Annotated in this window: 13 protein-coding genes and 4 tRNA genes; all 17 read left to right on the top strand. The window is 36.6% G+C overall.

The window, feature by feature from the left end; translation table 11 throughout:
• Window positions 1–22: 22 nt before the first annotated feature.
• The 17 genes from hpf (at window position 23) to ACZ1JT_RS03095 (ending at window position 19,553) form a co-directional block, all read left to right on the top strand.
• Complete coding sequence (gene hpf / locus ACZ1JT_RS03175; RefSeq protein ID WP_465094716.1) at window positions 23–325, top strand: ribosome hibernation-promoting factor, HPF/YfiA family; 303 nt, start codon at window positions 23–25, stop codon at window positions 323–325.
• Between the two features lie 91 nt (window positions 326–416).
• Window positions 417–490, top strand: a tRNA-Thr gene (locus ACZ1JT_RS03170).
• A gap of 37 nt (window positions 491–527) precedes the next feature.
• Window positions 528–609 (top strand) — tRNA-Tyr (locus ACZ1JT_RS03165).
• A gap of 37 nt (window positions 610–646) precedes the next feature.
• Window positions 647–718: transfer RNA gene (locus ACZ1JT_RS03160), tRNA-Thr, on the top strand.
• Window positions 719–771: 53 nt separating this feature from the next.
• Window positions 772–1,959 (top strand): elongation factor Tu, encoded by a 1,188-nt coding sequence (tuf, locus tag ACZ1JT_RS03155; RefSeq protein ID WP_465094715.1) that lies wholly within the window; start codon window positions 772–774, stop codon window positions 1,957–1,959.
• Between the two features lie 53 nt (window positions 1,960–2,012).
• Window positions 2,013–2,084: transfer RNA gene (locus ACZ1JT_RS03150), tRNA-Trp, on the top strand.
• A gap of 15 nt (window positions 2,085–2,099) precedes the next feature.
• Window positions 2,100–2,297 (top strand): preprotein translocase subunit SecE, encoded by a 198-nt coding sequence (secE, locus tag ACZ1JT_RS03145; protein ID WP_465094714.1) that lies wholly within the window; start codon window positions 2,100–2,102, stop codon window positions 2,295–2,297.
• A 10-nt stretch (window positions 2,298–2,307) separates the two neighbouring features.
• Window positions 2,308–2,859 (top strand): transcription termination/antitermination protein NusG, encoded by a 552-nt coding sequence (gene nusG / locus ACZ1JT_RS03140; RefSeq protein ID WP_465094713.1) that lies wholly within the window; start codon window positions 2,308–2,310, stop codon window positions 2,857–2,859.
• A gap of 67 nt (window positions 2,860–2,926) precedes the next feature.
• Window positions 2,927–3,364 carry a 50S ribosomal protein L11 gene (gene rplK / locus ACZ1JT_RS03135; RefSeq protein ID WP_465094712.1) on the top strand — a complete coding sequence of 146 codons (438 nt, stop codon included), beginning with the start codon at window positions 2,927–2,929 and terminating at the stop codon, window positions 3,362–3,364.
• A gap of 19 nt (window positions 3,365–3,383) precedes the next feature.
• Window positions 3,384–4,073, top strand: a complete 690-nt coding sequence (rplA, locus tag ACZ1JT_RS03130; RefSeq protein WP_465094711.1) for a 50S ribosomal protein L1 — start codon at window positions 3,384–3,386, stop codon at window positions 4,071–4,073.
• Between the two features lie 22 nt (window positions 4,074–4,095).
• Window positions 4,096–4,590 (top strand): 50S ribosomal protein L10, encoded by a 495-nt coding sequence (gene rplJ, locus ACZ1JT_RS03125; protein ID WP_465094710.1) that lies wholly within the window; start codon window positions 4,096–4,098, stop codon window positions 4,588–4,590.
• A gap of 54 nt (window positions 4,591–4,644) precedes the next feature.
• Window positions 4,645–5,016, top strand: a complete 372-nt coding sequence (gene rplL, locus ACZ1JT_RS03120) for a 50S ribosomal protein L7/L12 (protein WP_465094709.1) — start codon at window positions 4,645–4,647, stop codon at window positions 5,014–5,016.
• Window positions 5,017–5,273: 257 nt separating this feature from the next.
• Window positions 5,274–9,086 (top strand): DNA-directed RNA polymerase subunit beta, encoded by a 3,813-nt coding sequence (gene rpoB / locus ACZ1JT_RS03115; protein ID WP_465094708.1) that lies wholly within the window; start codon window positions 5,274–5,276, stop codon window positions 9,084–9,086.
• A 68-nt stretch (window positions 9,087–9,154) separates the two neighbouring features.
• Entirely contained in the window at window positions 9,155–13,453 is a 4,299-nt protein-coding gene (gene rpoC, locus ACZ1JT_RS03110) for a DNA-directed RNA polymerase subunit beta' (protein ID WP_465094707.1), read from the top strand.
• Between the two features lie 84 nt (window positions 13,454–13,537).
• On the top strand, window positions 13,538–13,846 hold the full coding sequence (locus tag ACZ1JT_RS03105; protein ID WP_465094706.1) for a DUF3467 domain-containing protein: 309 nt from the start codon (window positions 13,538–13,540) through the stop codon (window positions 13,844–13,846).
• Window positions 13,847–13,969: 123 nt separating this feature from the next.
• Window positions 13,970–16,036, top strand: coding sequence for a hypothetical protein (locus ACZ1JT_RS03100; protein WP_465094705.1), 2,067 nt, complete (start codon window positions 13,970–13,972; stop codon window positions 16,034–16,036).
• Window positions 16,037–16,148: 112 nt separating this feature from the next.
• Window positions 16,149–19,553, top strand: coding sequence for a hypothetical protein (locus ACZ1JT_RS03095; RefSeq protein ID WP_465094704.1), 3,405 nt, complete (start codon window positions 16,149–16,151; stop codon window positions 19,551–19,553).
• Window positions 19,554–19,604 lie beyond the last annotated feature (51 nt).

Genomic DNA, 19,604 nt, shown 5'->3' with positions numbered 1-19,604 from the left:
AACCTATAAAAATTTTTTAATTATGAAAGTTAATGTTCAAGCTGTCAATTTTAATGTTGATAAAAAATTATTAGACTTTATTCAGGTGAGATTAGATAAATTAGAAAAATATTATGATCGGGTAGTGTCATCCGATGTGTTTTTGAGGGTGGAGAACACGAGTGATAAAGAAAATAAAACGGTTGAGATTAAAATTCATGTGCCAGGCGATGAATTTGTGGTTAAAAAAACCAATAAAAGTTTTGAAGAAGCGGTAGATTTATCTACAGAATCATTAGAGCGTTTACTTTTAAAACGTAAAGAAAAAGTAAGAGCTCATAGCTAAAATAAAAAAAAAGAAAAAATTATTTTGATTAAAAAATAAAATCCCTACATTTGCAGTCCGTTAGAAATAGCGGACTTTTTTATTTGAAGTTGCCGGTGTAGCTCAGCTGGCTAGAGCAGCTGATTTGTAATCAGCAGGTCGTGGGTTCGAGTCCCTCCATCGGCTCAAAGTTGTAAGTGACTGAAAATAAATAAAGTAAGGCGGGGAGATACTCAAGCGGCCAACGAGGGCAGACTGTAAATCTGCTGGTTACACCTTCGCAGGTTCGAATCCTGCTCTCCCCACAAAAAAAGAGTCTTTTTTAAGATTCTGGCGAGAAAGGCCGGTGTAGCTCAGGGGTAGAGTGCTTCCTTGGTAAGGAAGAGGTCACGGGTTCAAATCCCGTCATTGGCTCAATTTTGAATTTTTGAACACTAATTATATAACTAAGATTAAATTATTAAATCATGGCAAAAGAAACCTTTGATCGTTCGAAGCCCCATTTAAATATCGGAACTATCGGACACGTAGATCACGGAAAAACTACTTTAACAGCTGCTATTACTAAAGTATTGGCTGATGCTGGTTTATCAGAAGCTAAATCTTTCGACCAAATCGATAACGCTCCTGAAGAAAAAGAAAGAGGTATTACTATTAATACTTCTCACGTAGAGTATTCAACAGCTAACCGTCACTACGCTCACGTTGACTGTCCAGGTCACGCGGATTACGTTAAGAACATGGTTACTGGTGCTGCTCAAATGGATGGTGCTATCCTTGTAGTTGCTGCTACAGATGGTCCAATGCCACAAACTCGTGAGCACATCCTTTTAGGTCGTCAAGTTGGTGTGCCTAGAATGGTAGTTTTCATGAACAAAGTTGACATGGTTGACGATGCTGAGTTATTAGAGCTTGTAGAAATGGAAATCAGAGATTTATTATCTTTCTATCAATATGATGGTGATAATGGTCCTGTTATCAAAGGTTCTGCACTTGGAGCTTTAAATGGTGATCCAAAATGGGTTGCTACAGTAATGGAATTGATGGATGCTGTTGACAACTGGATTGAATTACCAGCTCGTGATGTTGATAAACCATTCTTGATGCCAGTTGAGGACGTATTTACAATTACAGGTCGTGGAACTGTTGCTACAGGTCGTATCGAAACTGGAGTTGCTAATACTGGAGATGCTGTTGAAATCATCGGTATGGGAGCTGAAAAATTAACTTCTACAATTACAGGAGTTGAGATGTTCCGTAAAATCCTTGATAGAGGTGAGGCTGGAGATAACGTAGGTTTATTATTACGTGGTATCGATAAAGCTGATATCAAACGTGGTATGGTTATTATCAAACCAGGTTCTGTAAAACCACACGCTCACTTCAAAGCTGAGGTGTATATCTTGAAAAAAGAAGAAGGTGGACGTCACACTCCATTCCATAACAACTACCGTCCACAGTTCTACGTACGTACAACTGACGTAACAGGTACTATTTCTTTACCTGCAGGAGTTGAGATGGTTATGCCAGGTGATAACTTAACTATTGAAGTACAATTGTTAAGCCCAATCGCTTTATCAGTAGGTTTACGTTTTGCTGTTCGTGAGGGTGGTAGAACTGTAGGTGCTGGTCAGGTAACTGAAATTTTAGACTAATTATTAGTTGAATATAAAAGTTGGCAGTGTTATGCTGCCGACTTTTTTAACAAACGGGCGTAGTACAAGGGCTAGTATAGTGGTCTCCAAAACCATTGATGGGGGTTCGAATCCCTCCGCCCGTGCAAAAAAGAAAAATAATGACAAAAGTTGTTAATTATATAACGGAATCTTTCGAAGAGTTAAAGTCTAATGTGTCTTGGCCAAATTGGTCTGAAGTACAAAAGTTAACGATTATCGTTGCTTTATTTTCAATTCTATTGGCTTTAGCAACTTGGGGAGTGGATACCGTTTTTGCTAAGATTTTAGGTGTTTTCTTTAACTGGTTAAAAGCTTAATTTTTTTGATATGATTGAAAATAATGTCAAAAAATGGTATGTGGTTAGAGCGGTAAGCGGCCAGGAGAATAAAGTTAAAAACTATATCGAAACGGAGATTAGTCGTTTGGGTATGGCTGATTATGTTTCTCAAGTATTGGTGCCAACTGAAAAAGTGGTACAAGTGCGTGAGGGAAAGAAAATCAGTAAGGATAAAGTTTATTTTCCAGGTTATGTTATGATTGAAGCAAATTTAACTGGGGAAATACCACATATTATTAAATCTATTTCTGGAGTTATTGGTTTTCTTGGGGAGACTAAAGGTGGCGATGCTGTTCCTTTGCGTCAATCTGAGGTGAATCGTATGCTTGGTAAAGTAGATGAATTGTCTGTTAAAACAGATAACGTTGCAATTCCTTATACAGTTGGTGAAACGGTAAAAGTTATTGACGGTCCATTTAACGGTTTCAACGGAACAGTTGAAAAAGTAAATGAAGAAAAGCGTAAACTTGAAGTAATGGTGAAAATTTTTGGAAGAAAAACACCATTGGAATTAAGTTTTATACAAGTTGAAAAAGTATAATTTTTTGTTACATTAATAAATCACATCAATCGCTTCCAATTGAGAGATGTGCTAAATTTTTTTAAAAATGGCTAAAGAAATTAGTAAAGTAGTTAAACTACAAGTTAAGGGAGGTGCCGCGAATCCTTCGCCACCGGTTGGACCTGCTTTGGGGGCTGCTGGGGTTAACATCATGGAGTTCTGTAAGCAATTTAATGCTAGAACACAAGATAAACCTGGCAAAGTTTTACCAGTACAAATTACTGTGTATAAAGACAAGTCTTTTGACTTTGTTGTTAAAACGCCACCTGCTGCAATTCAATTATTAGAGGCAGCAAAAATTAAGTCTGGTTCAGGGCAACCTAACCGTAAAAAAGTAGCAAGCGTTACTTGGGAACAAATTAGAACTATCGCTGAAGACAAAATGGCCGATTTAAATGCTTTTGAAATTGAGAAAGCTATGAGTATGGTTGCTGGAACAGCAAGATCTATGGGTATAACTGTATCGGGAACTGCTCCTTTTTAATCTTTAAAAAGAAAAAGACATGGCAAAATTGACAAAAAAGCAAAAAGAGGCTGCAGCAAAAATTGAGAAGAATAAACTATATTCTTTAAAAGATGCATCTGCATTAATTAAAGAGTTAGCTTCTGCAAAATTTGATGAGTCTGTTGATATCGCAGTAAAATTGGGTGTAGATCCACGTAAAGCGAATCAAATGGTAAGAGGTGTGGTTTCATTACCACATGGTACAGGTAAAGACGTTAGAGTATTAGCATTAGTTACTCCAGATAAAGAAGCTGAAGCTAAAGCTGCTGGTGCTGATCACGTTGGATTAGACGATTATTTACAAAAAATCAAAGACGGTTGGACAGATGTTGATGTAATCATCACTATGCCTGCAGTTATGGGTAAATTAGGTCCATTAGGTCGAATTTTAGGACCTCGTGGTTTAATGCCAAACCCTAAAACTGGTACTGTAACTATGGAAGTAGGTAAAGCAGTTGAAGAGGTTAAATCTGGTAAAATCGACTTTAAAGTAGATAAAACGGGTATCGTTCACGCTGGAATTGGTAGAGTTTCTTTCGATGCTCAAAAAATCCAAGAGAACGCTCACGAAATTATTCAAACATTAATTAAATTAAAACCAACTGCAGCAAAAGGAACTTATATTAAGTCTATCCACATCTCAGCTACAATGAGTCCTGCAATTGCTTTAGATCCTAAAGCAGTATAATTGGTAGTTAAAAGTTTTTAGTATGACTAGAGAAGAAAAATCAATCGCTATTGAAGATTTAACTGCACAGTTAGCTGGTGTAAATGTTGTGTATTTGGCAGACATTTCCGGACTTGATGCAGATACTACTTCAAACTTAAGAAGAGCTTGTTTTAAAGCAGGTATCAAATTAGAAGTTGTAAAGAATACATTGCTTGCAAAAGCTATGGAGTCTTCTGAAAGTAACTTCGGTGAACTTCCAACGGTTTTAAAAGGAAATACTTCAATCATGATTGCAGATACAGCTAATGCTCCTGCAAAAATTATTAAAGAATTCCGTAAAAAAGGTGACAAACCTTTATTGAAAGGTGCTTACATCAATCAAGAAATTTACATTGGAGACAATTTACTTGATTCGTTAGTAGCTATTAAATCGAAAGAAGAAGTTATCGCTGAAATCATCGGATTACTTCAATCACCAGCTCAAAGAGTTATTTCTGCTCTTCAAAATCAAAACAAAGAAGAGGGAGCTGAATAAATTGCGCACTAATTAATTATTATATTTTACAAATCATTTTAAAAGATAGAAAAAATGGCAGATTTGAAACAATTCGCAGAACAATTAGTTAACTTAACAGTTAAAGAAGTTAACGAATTAGCAACAATATTAAAAGACGAGTATGGTATTGAGCCTGCTGCTGCAGCTGTAGTTGTAGCTGGTGGTGGTGATGCTGGTGCTGGTGCTGCTGAGCAAACTGAATTCACTGTAGTATTGAAAGATGCTGGTGCTTCTAAATTAGGAGTTGTTAAAGCGGTTAAAGAATTAACTGGTTTAGGTCTTAAAGAAGCTAAGGATTTAGTAGATGCTGCTCCAGCTAACGTTAAAGAAGGTGTTTCTAAAGACGAAGCTGAAGGCTTGAAAAAAGCTTTAGAAGAAGCAGGTGCTGTAGTAGAGTTAAAATAATAAAACTCCACTTATAGAACAAGGTTTAGGTCTTGAGTTTAACGCTCAAAGGCCTAAACCATTTTTCGTATAATAAAATTATCTAAGTTTTTCTTTGATAATTGGAAATACGAACAAGTTTTTAATCGTTACGAAGAAAAAAAATGAAATTCAAACTTTCTGTTCATTTTTAGAGATGTTTCGATTATAAAAAGAAAGTATAATGAAACTGTGTTTTACACAAAAAACTACTTTTTTAATCAAAATTTTGTCCATTGATGTTAGCAAATCAGACTGAAAGATTAAATTTCGCCTCGACGAAAAACATCCCTGACTATCCAGACTTTCTTGATATTCAGGTAAAATCTTTTAAGGATTTTTTCCAATTGGAAACCAAATCCGATGAAAGAGGAAATGAAGGTCTTTATAATACCTTCATGGAAAACTTCCCAATTACGGATACTAGAAATCAATTCGTATTGGAATTCCTTGATTACTTTATTGATCCACCACGTTATACAATTGAAGAGTGTATAGACAGAGGTCTTACGTATAGTGTGCCGCTAAAAGCACGTTTAAAACTATACTGTACAGATCCTGAGCATGAAGATTTTGAAACTATTGTACAGGATGTTTATTTAGGAACAATCCCTTATATGACTCCAAGTGGTACCTTTGTTATCAATGGTGCTGAACGCGTAGTTGTTTCTCAATTACACCGTTCACCAGGGGTTTTCTTCGGACAATCTTTCCATGCTAACGGTACAAAATTGTACTCTGCTAGAGTTATTCCTTTTAAAGGTTCTTGGATTGAATTCGCTACCGATATCAACAGTGTAATGTACGCGTATATCGATAGAAAGAAAAAATTACCAGTTACTACGTTATTCCGTGCTATCGGTTTTGAACGTGATAAAGATATCTTGGAAATCTTCGATTTAGCTGAAGAAATTAAAGTGTCTAAATCAGGTTTGAAAAAATATATTGGTCGCCGTCTTGCTGCTCGTGTTTTGAATACATGGCATGAAGATTTCGTAGATGAAGATACTGGAGAGGTTGTGTCAATTGAGCGTAACGAAATTATTTTAGATCGTGATACGCTTTTAGACAAAGACAATGTTGAGGAAATTGTTGATGCAAACGTTAAATCTATCTTGTTACACAAGGAAGATAACAACCAAGCTGATTATGCAATCATCCACAATACGTTGCAAAAAGACCCTACAAACTCTGAAAAAGAAGCTGTAGAGCATATTTACCGTCAGTTGCGTAACGCAGAACCGCCTGATGAGGAAACAGCTCGTGGTATTATAGATAAATTATTCTTCTCTGATCAACGTTACAACTTAGGTGATGTAGGACGTTACAGAATGAATAAAAAATTAGGTTTGGATATTCCTATGGATAAGCAAGTGCTTACCAAAGAGGATATCATCACTATTGTGAAATATTTGATTGAGTTAATCAACTCTAAAGCAGAGATTGATGATATTGATCACTTATCAAACCGTCGTGTACGTACAGTTGGTGAGCAATTGTCTGCACAATTTGGTGTTGGTCTTGCTCGTATGGCAAGAACTATTCGTGAAAGAATGAACGTTCGTGATAACGAGGTGTTTACACCAATCGATTTGATTAATGCTAAAACATTATCATCGGTTATCAACTCTTTCTTCGGAACCAACCAGTTGTCTCAGTTCATGGATCAAACAAACCCATTAGCAGAGATTACACACAAACGTCGTTTATCAGCACTAGGACCTGGAGGTTTATCTAGAGAGAGAGCTGGATTCGAGGTTCGTGACGTTCACTATACGCACTACGGACGTTTATGTCCAATTGAAACTCCAGAGGGACCAAACATTGGTTTGATTTCATCGTTGGGAGTTTATGCGAAAGTAAACGGAATGGGATTCATCGAAACACCGTACCGAAAAGTGGAAAATGGTGTGGTTGATTTGAAATCTGAGCCTATTTATTTAAGTGCTGAAGAAGAAGAAGGTAAATTGATAGCGCAAGCTAATATTGAGATGGATAACTCAGGTAAAATTACTGCAGAGCGCGTTATTGCTCGTGAAGAAGGTGATTTCCCTGTGTTAGAACCTACTGCAGTTCATTATACTGACGTAGCACCAAATCAAATTGCGTCTATTTCGGCTTCATTAATTCCATTCTTAGAGCATGATGATGCGAACCGTGCCTTGATGGGATCAAACATGATGCGTCAGGCCGTACCATTATTACGTCCTGAGTCGCCAATTGTTGGTACTGGTTTGGAAAGACAAGTTGCTTCCGATTCAAGAGTACTTATTAATGCTGAAGGTAATGGAGTTGTGGAGTATGTAGATGCTAACATGATTACCATTAAATATGATAGAACTGATAAGGAAAGAGCTGTAAGTTTCGATCCGGATGAGAAAACATATCAGTTAATAAAATTCAGAAAAACCAACCAAAGTACGTCTATTAACTTGAAGCCTATCGTTAGAAAAGGTGACAGAGTTACTAAAGGACAGGTTCTTTGTGAAGGTTACGCAACGCAAAACGGAGAGTTAGCTTTAGGTAGAAACCTACAGGTAGCGTTCATGCCTTGGAAAGGGTACAACTTCGAGGATGCGATTGTAATTTCTGAAAAAGTAGTTCGTGATGATATCTTTACTTCAATCCACGTTGACGATTATTCTTTAGAAGTTCGTGATACGAAATTGGGTAACGAAGAATTAACGAATGATATTCCAAACGTTTCTGAAGAGGCTACTAAAGACTTAGATGAAAACGGTATGATCAGAATTGGAGCCGAAGTTAAACCTGGTGACATTCTAATCGGAAAAATTACACCAAAAGGAGAATCAGATCCTACACCAGAAGAGAAGCTTTTACGTGCTATCTTCGGAGACAAAGCAGGAGATGTGAAAGATGCTTCATTAAAAGCATCACCTTCATTACACGGTGTGGTTTTAGATAAAAAATTATTCGCGAGAGCGGTAAAAGATAAACGTAAACGTTCTAAGGATAAAGACGATTTAGCTGTTCTTGAATCTGAATTTGAAGTAAAATTCGTTCAGTTGAAAGATAAATTAGTAGAGAAATTGTTCGAAATCGTTAACGGAAAAACATCTCAAGGTGTAATGAACGATTTGGGTGAAGAAGTATTACCAAAAGGTAAAAAATTCACACAAAAAATGCTTTATGCTGTTGAAGATTTTGCTCACTTAACTAAAGGACAATGGACTACAGATGATGAGTCTAATGCTATGGTTAACGACTTAATCCACAACTATAAAATTAAGTTGAACGATTTACAAGGAGCATTACGTAGAGAGAAATTCACGATTACTGTTGGAGATGAATTACCATCAGGTATCTTGAAATTAGCTAAAGTATACATTGCTAAGAAACGTAAACTGAAAGTGGGAGATAAGATGGCAGGACGTCACGGTAACAAAGGTATCGTTGCGAAAATCGTTCGTCAAGAAGATATGCCATTCTTAGAAGACGGAACACCGGTAGATATCGTATTGAACCCACTAGGGGTACCTTCTCGTATGAACATCGGTCAGATATACGAAACTGTATTAGGATGGGCTGGTAAAAAGCTTGGAAGAAAGTATGCAACGCCAATTTTTGACGGAGCTTCTCTTGAGCAAATCAATGCCTTAACTGATGAAGCAGGTGTACCAAGATTCGGACATACGTATTTATACGATGGAGGAACAGGAGAGCGTTTCCATCAGCCAGCAACTGTAGGGGTAATTTATATGCTTAAATTAGGTCACATGGTTGATGATAAGATGCACGCACGTTCTATCGGACCTTACTCGTTGATCACGCAGCAACCTCTTGGAGGTAAAGCACAGTTCGGAGGTCAGCGTTTCGGAGAGATGGAGGTTTGGGCTCTTGAGGCTTATGGTGCTTCTAGTACTTTAAGAGAAATTTTGACAGTTAAATCGGATGACGTTATCGGTAGAGCTAAAACTTACGAAGCAATCGTTAAGGGTGAAACAATGCCGGAACCAGGTTTACCAGAATCATTCAATGTATTAATGCATGAATTGAAAGGTCTTGGTTTAGACATCAGATTAGAAGAATAATTTCACGGGAACAATTTTCGGATTGTTCCCTATTATAGTGTTTTTTATAAATCGATAGCACGTTTATCATGAATAGAAATAAAGATAAAAATACGATCAAAAGATTTAACAGAATTTCCATTGGTCTTGCTTCTCCAGAATCTATTTTGGCAGAATCTAGAGGTGAGGTTTTAAAACCGGAAACAATCAATTATCGTACTCACAAACCTGAGCGTGACGGACTTTTCTGCGAACGAATTTTTGGACCAGTAAAAGATTACGAGTGTGCTTGTGGTAAATACAAAAGAATCCGTTATAAAGGAATCGTTTGTGACCGTTGTGGAGTAGAAGTAACCGAGAAAAAAGTACGTCGCGATAGAGTAGGTCACATTAATTTAGTGGTGCCTATAGCACATATTTGGTACTTCCGTTCATTACCTAACAAAATTGGTTATATCCTTGGTTTACCATCTAAGAAATTAGATATGATTATCTACTACGAAAGATATGTAGTAATCCAGCCAGGTATTGCAAGTGGCCCAGACGGTGAAACATTAAACCGATTAGATTTCCTTACAGAAGAAGAATACTTGAATATTTTAGATTCTCTTCCAATGGAAAATCAATATTTAGATGATACAGATCCTAATAAATTCATCGCTAAGATGGGTGCGGAATGTATTATGGATTTATTAGCGCGTACAGATTTAGATGCTTTGTCATACGAATTACGTCATGCTGCTAATAATGAAACATCAAAACAACGTAAAACGGAGGCTTTAAAACGTCTTCAAGTTGTGGAGTCATTCCGTGAAGCAAATTTAAATCGTGAGAATTTGCCAGAATGGATGATTTTAAAAGTAATTCCGGTTATCCCGCCAGAATTACGTCCATTAGTGCCACTTGATGGTGGACGTTTCGCAACTTCGGATTTGAACGACTTATACCGTCGTGTAATCATCCGTAACAACCGTTTGAAACGTTTAATGGAAATCAAAGCTCCAGAAGTAATCTTACGTAACGAAAAACGTATGTTACAGGAATCTGTAGACTCGTTGTTCGACAATACAAGAAAAGCTTCTGCAGTTAAAACAGAATCAAATAGACCATTAAAATCGTTATCAGATTCATTAAAAGGTAAACAAGGACGTTTCCGTCAAAACTTATTAGGTAAACGTGTGGATTATTCAGCACGTTCGGTAATTGTTGTTGGACCTGAAATGAAAATGTTCGAGTGTGGTTTGCCTAAAGACATGGCGGCTGAGCTATACAAACCATTCGTTATTCGTAAGTTAATCGAAAGAGGAATTGTTAAAACAGTTAAGTCGGCTAAGAAAATCATCGACAAAAAAGAGCCTGTAGTATGGGATATCCTTGAAAATGTAATTAAAGGACATCCAGTATTGCTTAACCGTGCTCCTACTTTGCACCGTTTAGGTATTCAAGCGTTCCAGCCAAAATTGATTGAAGGAAAAGCAATTCAATTACACCCATTAACGTGTACGGCATTTAACGCGGATTTCGATGGTGACCAGATGGCAGTTCACTTACCGTTAGGACCAGAGGCTATTTTAGAGGCACAATTATTAATGTTGGCTTCTCATAATATTCTTAACCCTGCGAATGGTGCGCCTATCACGGTACCTTCTCAAGACATGGTTCTTGGTCTTTATTATATGACCAAAGAGCGTTTGTCTACACCAGACCATAAAATCTTAGGTGAAGGTTTAACTTTCTATTCGGCAGAAGAGTGTAATATCGCTTTGAATGAAGGAAGAGTTGAGTTGAATGCTCGTGTTAAAATCAGAGCAAAAGATTTTAATGAAAATGGAGAATTAGTTTACAAGATTATCCAAACTACTGCAGGTAGAGTATTATTTAATGAAGTAGTACCTGAAGCAGCTGGATATATCAATGATGTATTAACGAAGAAGAACTTAAGAGATATTATCGGTCATATTTTAAGTGTAACGGATGTGCCTACAACGGCTGCCTTCCTTGATAATATGAAAGATATGGGGTATAAATTCGCTTTCAGAGGTGGTTTATCATTCTCTCTTGGGGATATTCGTATTCCAGAACAAAAAGATCAATTGATTGCCGATGCAAGGGAACAAGTTGAAGCAATTTCAATGAACTATAACATGGGTCTTATTACCAATAACGAGCGTTATAACCAAGTTATTGATATCTGGACTTCTGCAAATGCTCAATTAACGGAGTTAGCAATGAAAAATATCCGTGAAGACCAACAAGGTTTCAACTCGGTATATATGATGCTTGATTCTGGAGCTCGTGGATCGAAAGAGCAGATTCGTCAGTTAACCGGTATGCGTGGTTTGATGGCTAAGCCGAAAAAATCAACTGCTGGTGGTGGTGAAATTATTGAGAACCCGATTTTATCGAACTTTAAAGAAGGTCTTTCTATCCTTGAGTACTTTATCTCGACTCACGGTGCTCGTAAAGGTCTTGCGGATACGGCTCTTAAAACGGCGGATGCGGGTTACTTAACTCGTCGTTTACATGATGTTTCTCAAGATGTTATCGTGAACTCTGTAGATTGTGGTACACTTCGTGGTGTTGAAGTTTCTGCTTTAAAGAAAAACGAAGAGATTGTTGAAACTCTTGGTGAGCGTATCTTAGGACGTGTAGCTTTACAAGATGTGGTTAACCCATTAAATGGTGAAATCATCGTTCATGCTGGTAATCAAATCACTGAAGCTGTAGTTAAAGATATTGAAGCTTCTCCGGTAGAAAGAGTAGAGGTTCGTTCTCCGCTTACATGTGAAGCTGAAAAAGGAATCTGTGCTAAATGTTACGGAAGAAACTTGGCAACAGGTAAAATGACTCAAAAAGGTGAAGCAGTTGGTGTTATTGCAGCACAATCAATTGGTGAGCCAGGTACACAGTTAACACTTCGTACGTTCCACGTTGGAGGGGTTGCTGGAGGTATTTCTGAAGAGTCTAGCATTGTTGCTCGTTTTGGAGGTAAATTGGAAATCGAAGATCTTAAAACTGTAAAAGGTGAAGATAACGAAGGAAACGTTGTGGATATCGTAATCTCTCGTTCTACAGAATTAAAATTAGTAGATGCTAAAACTGGTATTGTTTTAAATACACATAACATTCCTTACGGATCAAGTATTTTTGTAAAAGACGGTGATACTGTTGAAAAAGGTGCGACAATCTGTAAATGGGATCCTTATAATGGAGTTATTATTTCTGAATTCACAGGTAAGGTAGCTTATGAAGATATCGAGCAAGGTCAATCGTTTATGGTTGAAATTGACGAACAAACCGGATTCCAAGAAAAAGTAATTACTGAAGGAAGAAATAAAAAATTAATTCCTACTTTATTAATCTACGGAAAAGATGGTGAACTAATTCGTTCGTACAACTTACCAGTAGGGGCTCACTTAATGGTTAACGATGGTGAGAAAATTAAAGCAGGTAAAATTTTAGTAAAAATCCCTCGTCGTTCTTCGAAAGCGGGAGATATTACAGGAGGTTTACCAAGAATTACCGAGTTGTTAGAGGCTCGTAATCCTTCAAACCCAGCTGTAGTGTCTGAAATTGACGGTGTAGTATCGTTTGGTAAAATCAAACGTGGTAACCGTGAAATCGTTATCGAGTCGAAATTTGGTGAAATCAAGAAATACTTGGTTAAATTATCAAACCAAATTTTAGTACAAGAGAATGACTTCGTGAAAGCAGGTATGCCATTGTCTGACGGAGCAATTACTCCAGAGGATATCTTAAGAATTCAAGGACCTTCTGCTGTTCAACAGTATTTGGTTAATGAAATCCAAGAGGTTTACCGTTTACAAGGGGTAAAAATCAACGATAAGCACTTTGAAGTTGTAATTCGTCAAATGATGCGTAAAGTTCAGATTCAAGATCCAGGAGATACTTTGTTCTTAGAAGATCAATTGGTTCACACGTCAGACTTTATCGTAGAAAACGACAAATTATACGGAATGAAAGTTGTAGAAGATGCTGGAGATTCTCAAAGCTTAAAACCAGGTCAGATCGTTTCTCCAAGAGAATTACGTGATGAAAATTCATTGTTAAAACGTAACGATCAGAATTTAGTGGTAGCAAGAGATGTAGTTCCTGCAACAGCAACACCAGTACTTCAAGGTATTACAAGAGCATCATTACAAACGAAATCGTTTATTTCTGCGGCATCGTTCCAGGAAACAACGAAAGTATTGAATGAAGCTGCTGTAGCTGGTAAAGTTGATGGTTTAGAAGGCTTGAAAGAAAATGTTATTGTTGGTCACAGAATCCCAGCCGGAACAGGTATGAGAGATTACGACAACACAATAGTAGGTTCTAAAGAAGAATTCAACGAATTGTTAGCTGCTAAAGAAGAATTTAATTATTAATAATAAAAATTCTCATTATATTTATAAATCCTAACAGTTTACGCTGTTAGGATTTTATATTTAGTTTTAAATCAAAAATGTATTATGAGCGATAAAAACCAACAAGGACAAATCAATATCGAATTAGATGAACAAACGGCAGAAGGGATTTATTCCAATCTGGCTATTATTAACCATTCTAATACTGAGTTTGTTTTAGATTTCGTGAGCATCATGCCTGGTGTTCCAAAAGCTAAAGTAAAATCTCGTATTGTTTTGACGCCACAACACGCAAAAAGATTGTTAAGAGCTTTAGGTGAAAATATTCACCGTTTCGAATCGGCACACGGCGAAATTAAAGAGGTGGAGCAGGCTCCAATCCCCTTGAATTTTGGGCCTGCAGGTCAAGCATAAATATAAAAGTCTTTCGTTTGAAAGACTTTTTTTGTATTGATTGCCAGTTTATTAATTGTATCTTTGCCATTATTATTGTATATTGTTCAGCAAAAGCCCCAAATTTGATTAAACTTTTACACGATGAATATTTCGAAAACCTACAAAACGACTTATTTAGTCCTATGTTGTCTATTTGCTAACCTCGCTTTTGCCCAATTGCAGGTTACAAACGATTTAGATAACATCAATACTGATATCTGCTTAAACAGAACAAAGTCTTTTCTTTATTCCGTTAAACAAGGATCTTGCGCTCCTTTTAATGGCGATCTTAATTCAGTTACCTTTACATGGCAAATTGAAACAGCTCCCAATGTTTGGGTGGATGTTAATTCGTTTCCCATTTCTGGAATTTCTTACGGAATTAGTAAATCATTTAATGCAGCTCAGACTCAAATTACAGCAAAACTTATTTTTCAAGCTGGATGGACTGCTCCTGAAGGAACCTACAAATACCGAGTGTTGGCTCAGGGAAGCGTTGGTTGTCCTTTAAATACTTCATTGCCAGAATCTGCTTCGGTTGTTCCTAATACATGGATTGGCGGTACGAGTACAGATTGGGATGATAGTTCCAATTGGAGTTGTGGTCGTGTTCCAGGCTCAAGTGAGCGTGCTTTAGTTCAAGGAGGAAATCCGTGTATTGTTGTTGCAAATAATACCGTGAAAGGGGTTGAAGTTGCAAATGCAGCATCGCTTACTATTAATTCAGGCTATAATTTTACAGTTGAAGGACAAGTTAAAGTTCAGGGAACCGGTAATTTTACATTGCAGAATAACGCAAACCTTCTTCAAAATACCTATACTGGAGCAAATTCAGGTCCAGTTTCTGTCATTCGTAACAGCTCTGCTTTAATGCGTCAGGATTATACGATGTGGTCTTCACCTGTTGTAGGTCAAAATTTATTAAACTTTTCGCCATTAACACTTACAAGTCGATTTTACACCTATAATTCGGCAACAAATGCTTATAGCGCAATCGATCCAACTTCAAATGATTTTCAAACCGGTAAAGGATATTTAATTCGTACACCAAATAATCATCCAACAACACCAACAATTTGGACAGGACAATTTACAGGTGTTCCTAATAATGGAAATATTATTGTGTCATTGTATAATGGAGGTGCAGGTTTCCGATTTAATGCAATTGGTAATCCATATCCATCACCAGTTAAAATGAGCACTTTTGTAAATACCAACAGTTCGAAAATTACTGGAACCTTATATTTTTGGAGAAAAACCAATAATGCTGCTACAGATCCAGGATATTGTACGTGGACGTTAGCTGGTTTTGTAAGCAATGGGGAAGCAGAGGTTTATAATCCCAATGGTATAATTAGAACGGGACAAGGTTTTATAGTGGAAGCTATTAATACTGCTACCACGGTTAACTTTACTAATGCTATGCGTATTGGGAATACAGAAAATCAATTTTTCAGACCAAGTCAAAATGCAGAAGCTCAAATTGCTGTAAACGGAGAACTTTCTGGAGATAAAATTTGGTTGGATATTGTTCGTAATGATGGAGCAAATAATCAAATGTTGGTGGCTTATTTAAGTGCAGCAACAACTGGGGTTGATTATGGTATAGATGGTAAATCGATTGAAAATCCACCAGTTGCTTTAAATATGCTAATTGATAATATGGAGTATGTAGTACAAGGAAAGCCTTCATTTGTTGACACCGATGTTGTGCCTTTACTTTTTAAAACTGATACTCCTGGAGATTTTACTATTAGTATTGATCATGCTGAAGGTGTTTTTACAGCTAGTCAATCGGTTTTTCTGAAGGATAACGATTTGAATGTTACTCATGATTTAAGACAAGCTGCATATTCTTTTTCAAGTGATTCTGGAGTATTTGAAAATCGTTTTGAGATTGTTTACCAAAATTCAAACTTAAGTACGACATCATCAAGTTTGTCCGAAAACAATTTAATTGTTTATAAAGAAAAAGATGTGGTTTTTGTAAAAATGCAGAATTCTAATATAAAATCAATTGTAGTTTATGATTTAAGAGGTAGAAGACTTCAAAACTTTGAATCGGTAAACCAAGCAAATTTTAATTTTTCTTTACCAGTTGACAACCAAGTTCTTTTAGTACGAGTTGAATCAATTGATGGAAAAATAGAAACAAAAAAAATATACTAAGACATTTTTTACACAGCTAAAGTGTTGAAATTGTGTGTTGTTTGTCGATTTTATGCGTTTGGGTTCATGAACTAGCCAATAAATACTTAATTTTGAATTAAATATAAGGCAAATGAATACAACACTACATAGGATAATTTGCAAAAAGACTTTAGGAAATTCAATATCAAAAAACATTTTAAATGTGTTTTTGGTGTTGTTTTTGTTGCTAAATAGTGCTGTTTTTTCTCAATCTATTCAAGTAAACAATGTTAGTCCTAATCCCGTTTGTGCCGGTCAAACTGTAACAATAACGTTTACAACTACTAGTGGAAATGGAGCAAATAGATACGATTCTAATTCTAGATTTTCTGCCTATTTAAGTAGTAATACTGGAGGAACACCCTATACTTTGTTGGGCGCTATTACTTTACTACCCTATACATTCAATACTAGTAACGGTGCAGTAAATGCTAATATTCAGGGGACTATAACATTGCCGTCAAATGCATCTGGCACCTACAAAATAGCTGTTGGTTCAACAAATCCAACTTTTGATGCGAGTACGGGAGCTGGTGCTTCACCAAATTTTACGATTAATGCAATACCAAACGGTGGAACGATTTCTGGAAGCGCAACAGTTTGTCCAGGTACTAATAGTACCGTGTTAACATTGTCTGGTTATACAGGAAGTATTGTGAAATGGCAATCGTCAACAGTAAATGATTTTTCTTCTGGTGTTGTTGATATTGCTAATACTACGGCTTCATATACGGCAACAAATTTATCTGTCACAACCTACTATAGATCGGTTTTAACCAATGGAACATGTCAGTCTTTTAGTAGTATAGCTGCAGTAACGGTTAATCCAAATCCAGGAGTAGCTGCTTCAAATCAGTCTATTTGTTCAGGTTCTCAACCGGCAAATATTGTTTTAACAGGAAGTAATGGGACAATTCAGTGGCAGTCTTCCATAAATAATTTGGTGTATACAAATATTATAGGGGCGACAAGTGCTACATTAACTTCAGCTCAAATGGGTAATCTTTTGGTAACAACCTATTATAGAGCAGCGGTTACTGGAGGTTGCGGTACTGTAAACAGTAATGTAATAACAGTTACTGTTAGTCCACCATCTGTTGGAGGTACAGTCGCTTCAAATGCAACAGTGTGTTCGGGTAACAATTCTACAACATTAACCTTGAGTGGTCATGTTGGCAATGTTGTAAAATGGCAGTCTTCTACACAGCCTAATTTTAATAGTCCGACCGATATCGCAAATACAACAACGTCTCTTACTGTAGTTAATATTACGACTACAACCTATTATAGAGCGGTTGTTCAAAACGGAGGATGCGCAACAGCAAACAGTAGTAGTGTTAAAATAACGGTTCAAAATGCGCCAACCGGAGGAACATTAGCTGGAAGTGCTACTGTGTGTTATGGGACTAACAGCACGACGTTAACATTGTCTGGATTTACAAATACTATTCAAAAGTGGCAATCCTCACCAGTAAGTAATTTTTCATCTGGAGTTACAGATATTGCTAATACGGCCACTACCTATACAGCTACAAATTTAACAGCAACAACGTATTATCGGGTTGTGGTTACAAATGGTACTTGTACCTCATTTAGTACTGTGGCAACAATTACTGTAAATCCACAATTGGTTGCCTCTATTTCGGGAAATAATAGTCCTGTTTGTTCTGGAGGAAACGCTAATTTCTTTTTGACTGGCTCTGCTGGAGTTACAGTAACATATACAATTAATGGTGGTTCTAATCAAACAATTGTTTTAACAGGTGGTTCGGCTACAGTTGTTGTGCCGGCTATAGTTGCAAATCAAACACTATCTCTTGTGTCGGTAAGTTTAGCAAGTTGTACAAGAGCAATTACTGGTACTTCAACAGTAGTTGTAAATGCAACAAATACCTGGACAGGTGCTGTAGATAACACTTGGAATCAAGCTGGAAACTGGAGTTGTTCCATAATTCCTAATGCTTCAACAAGTGTAATTATTAATTCTGGTAACGTGGTTGTGGCTAATGCTAATGCTTTAGCAAATACAATTGCTCTTAACGGAACATCAACACTAACAATAAACTCAGGTAGAAATATAACAGTTACTAATGCTATTACGGTGGCTTCTGGAGCAGCAATGGTAGTACAAAACAATGGTAACTTGCTTCAAGTGAATAATGTGGCAAATACGGGTAATATTACATTACACAGAAATAGCTCTGCATTAATGCGATTGGATTATACTTTATGGTCTTCACCAGTGGCATCTCAAAATCTTTTGGCATTTTCACCGTCAACGTTAACGAATCGCTTTTACGTTTATAATTCAGCGTCAAATGTGTATAGTGCTGTAAGTCCGAGTGGAACTAATTTTCAAACGGCTAAGAGTTATTTAATTCGTATGCCAGACAATCATCCAACAACACCAACCGTTTGGGATGGAGTATATACAGGTGTTCCGAACAACGGAAATATTGTTTTTAGTGCATACAATGGTGGTGCTGGATTTGGATATAATGCTGTTGGAAATCCTTACCCTTCTCCGGTTGATATGACTAGTTTTGTAAATGGGAATTCTACTAATATTACAGGAACACTTTATTTTTGGAGAAAAACCAATAATGCTGCTACAGATCCTGGTTATTGTACATGGACAACAGCTGGTTTTGTGAGTAATGGTGAAGCACAAGTTGTTAACCCGAATGGAATTTTAAGAACGGGGCAAGGTTTTATTGTAGAAATGTTAAACGGAGCCTCTACGGTAGTATTTAATAATACAATGCGTAGTACTAATACAGCCAATCAGTTTTTTAGAGGAAATACTGAAAATAGGGAGTTAACCGGCGATAGAATTTGGTTGAATGTTAATAATGATTCTGGTGCTAACAATCAAATGTTAGTAGGTTATTTTTCCAATGCAACACTTGATGTTGATAATGGAATTGATGGAAAAACTATTGAAGATGCTCCTGTTTCGCTTACCATGGATATTAATGGCGGACTGTATATAATTCAAGGACGTCCAACTTTTGATGTTGCAGATGTGGTTCCGTTACGATTTAAAACAAGTTACTCAGGAATGCATTCTATTTCAATTGATCATATGGATGGTGTTTTTTCGGGAACTCAAAACATTTATCTGCGTGATAATGATTTGAATGTTGTACACGATTTAAAATCTGGATTGTATTCATTTTCATCAGCGGCAGGAACTTATACAAATCGTTTTGAAATCATTTATCAAAATGGAACTTTAGGAACCGATACTGTAGAACAGGCATCGAAAAGTTTATCTGTTTATAAATCGAATTTAAATTCACTGACTATAATGTCTGGAGTATCCGATTTGGCATCAGTTGAGGTTTTTGATGTGGAAGGAAGAAAAATTAAGAGTAATTATACCATAAACTCTAAATCCATTGTATTGGATAATTTGAATATAGCTTCTCAAGTTTTATTGGTTCGAATTACAACGGCAGATAAAATGGTAGTGGTTAAAAAGATAGTGTTTTAATATGCAGCAATAAATAAAAATAAAAAAGTCAACTTTTAAAGTTGACTTTTT

Source organism: Flavobacterium sp. IC2-16 (assembly GCF_055521455.1).
This window is presented reverse-complemented; position numbering and strand designations above follow the sequence as displayed.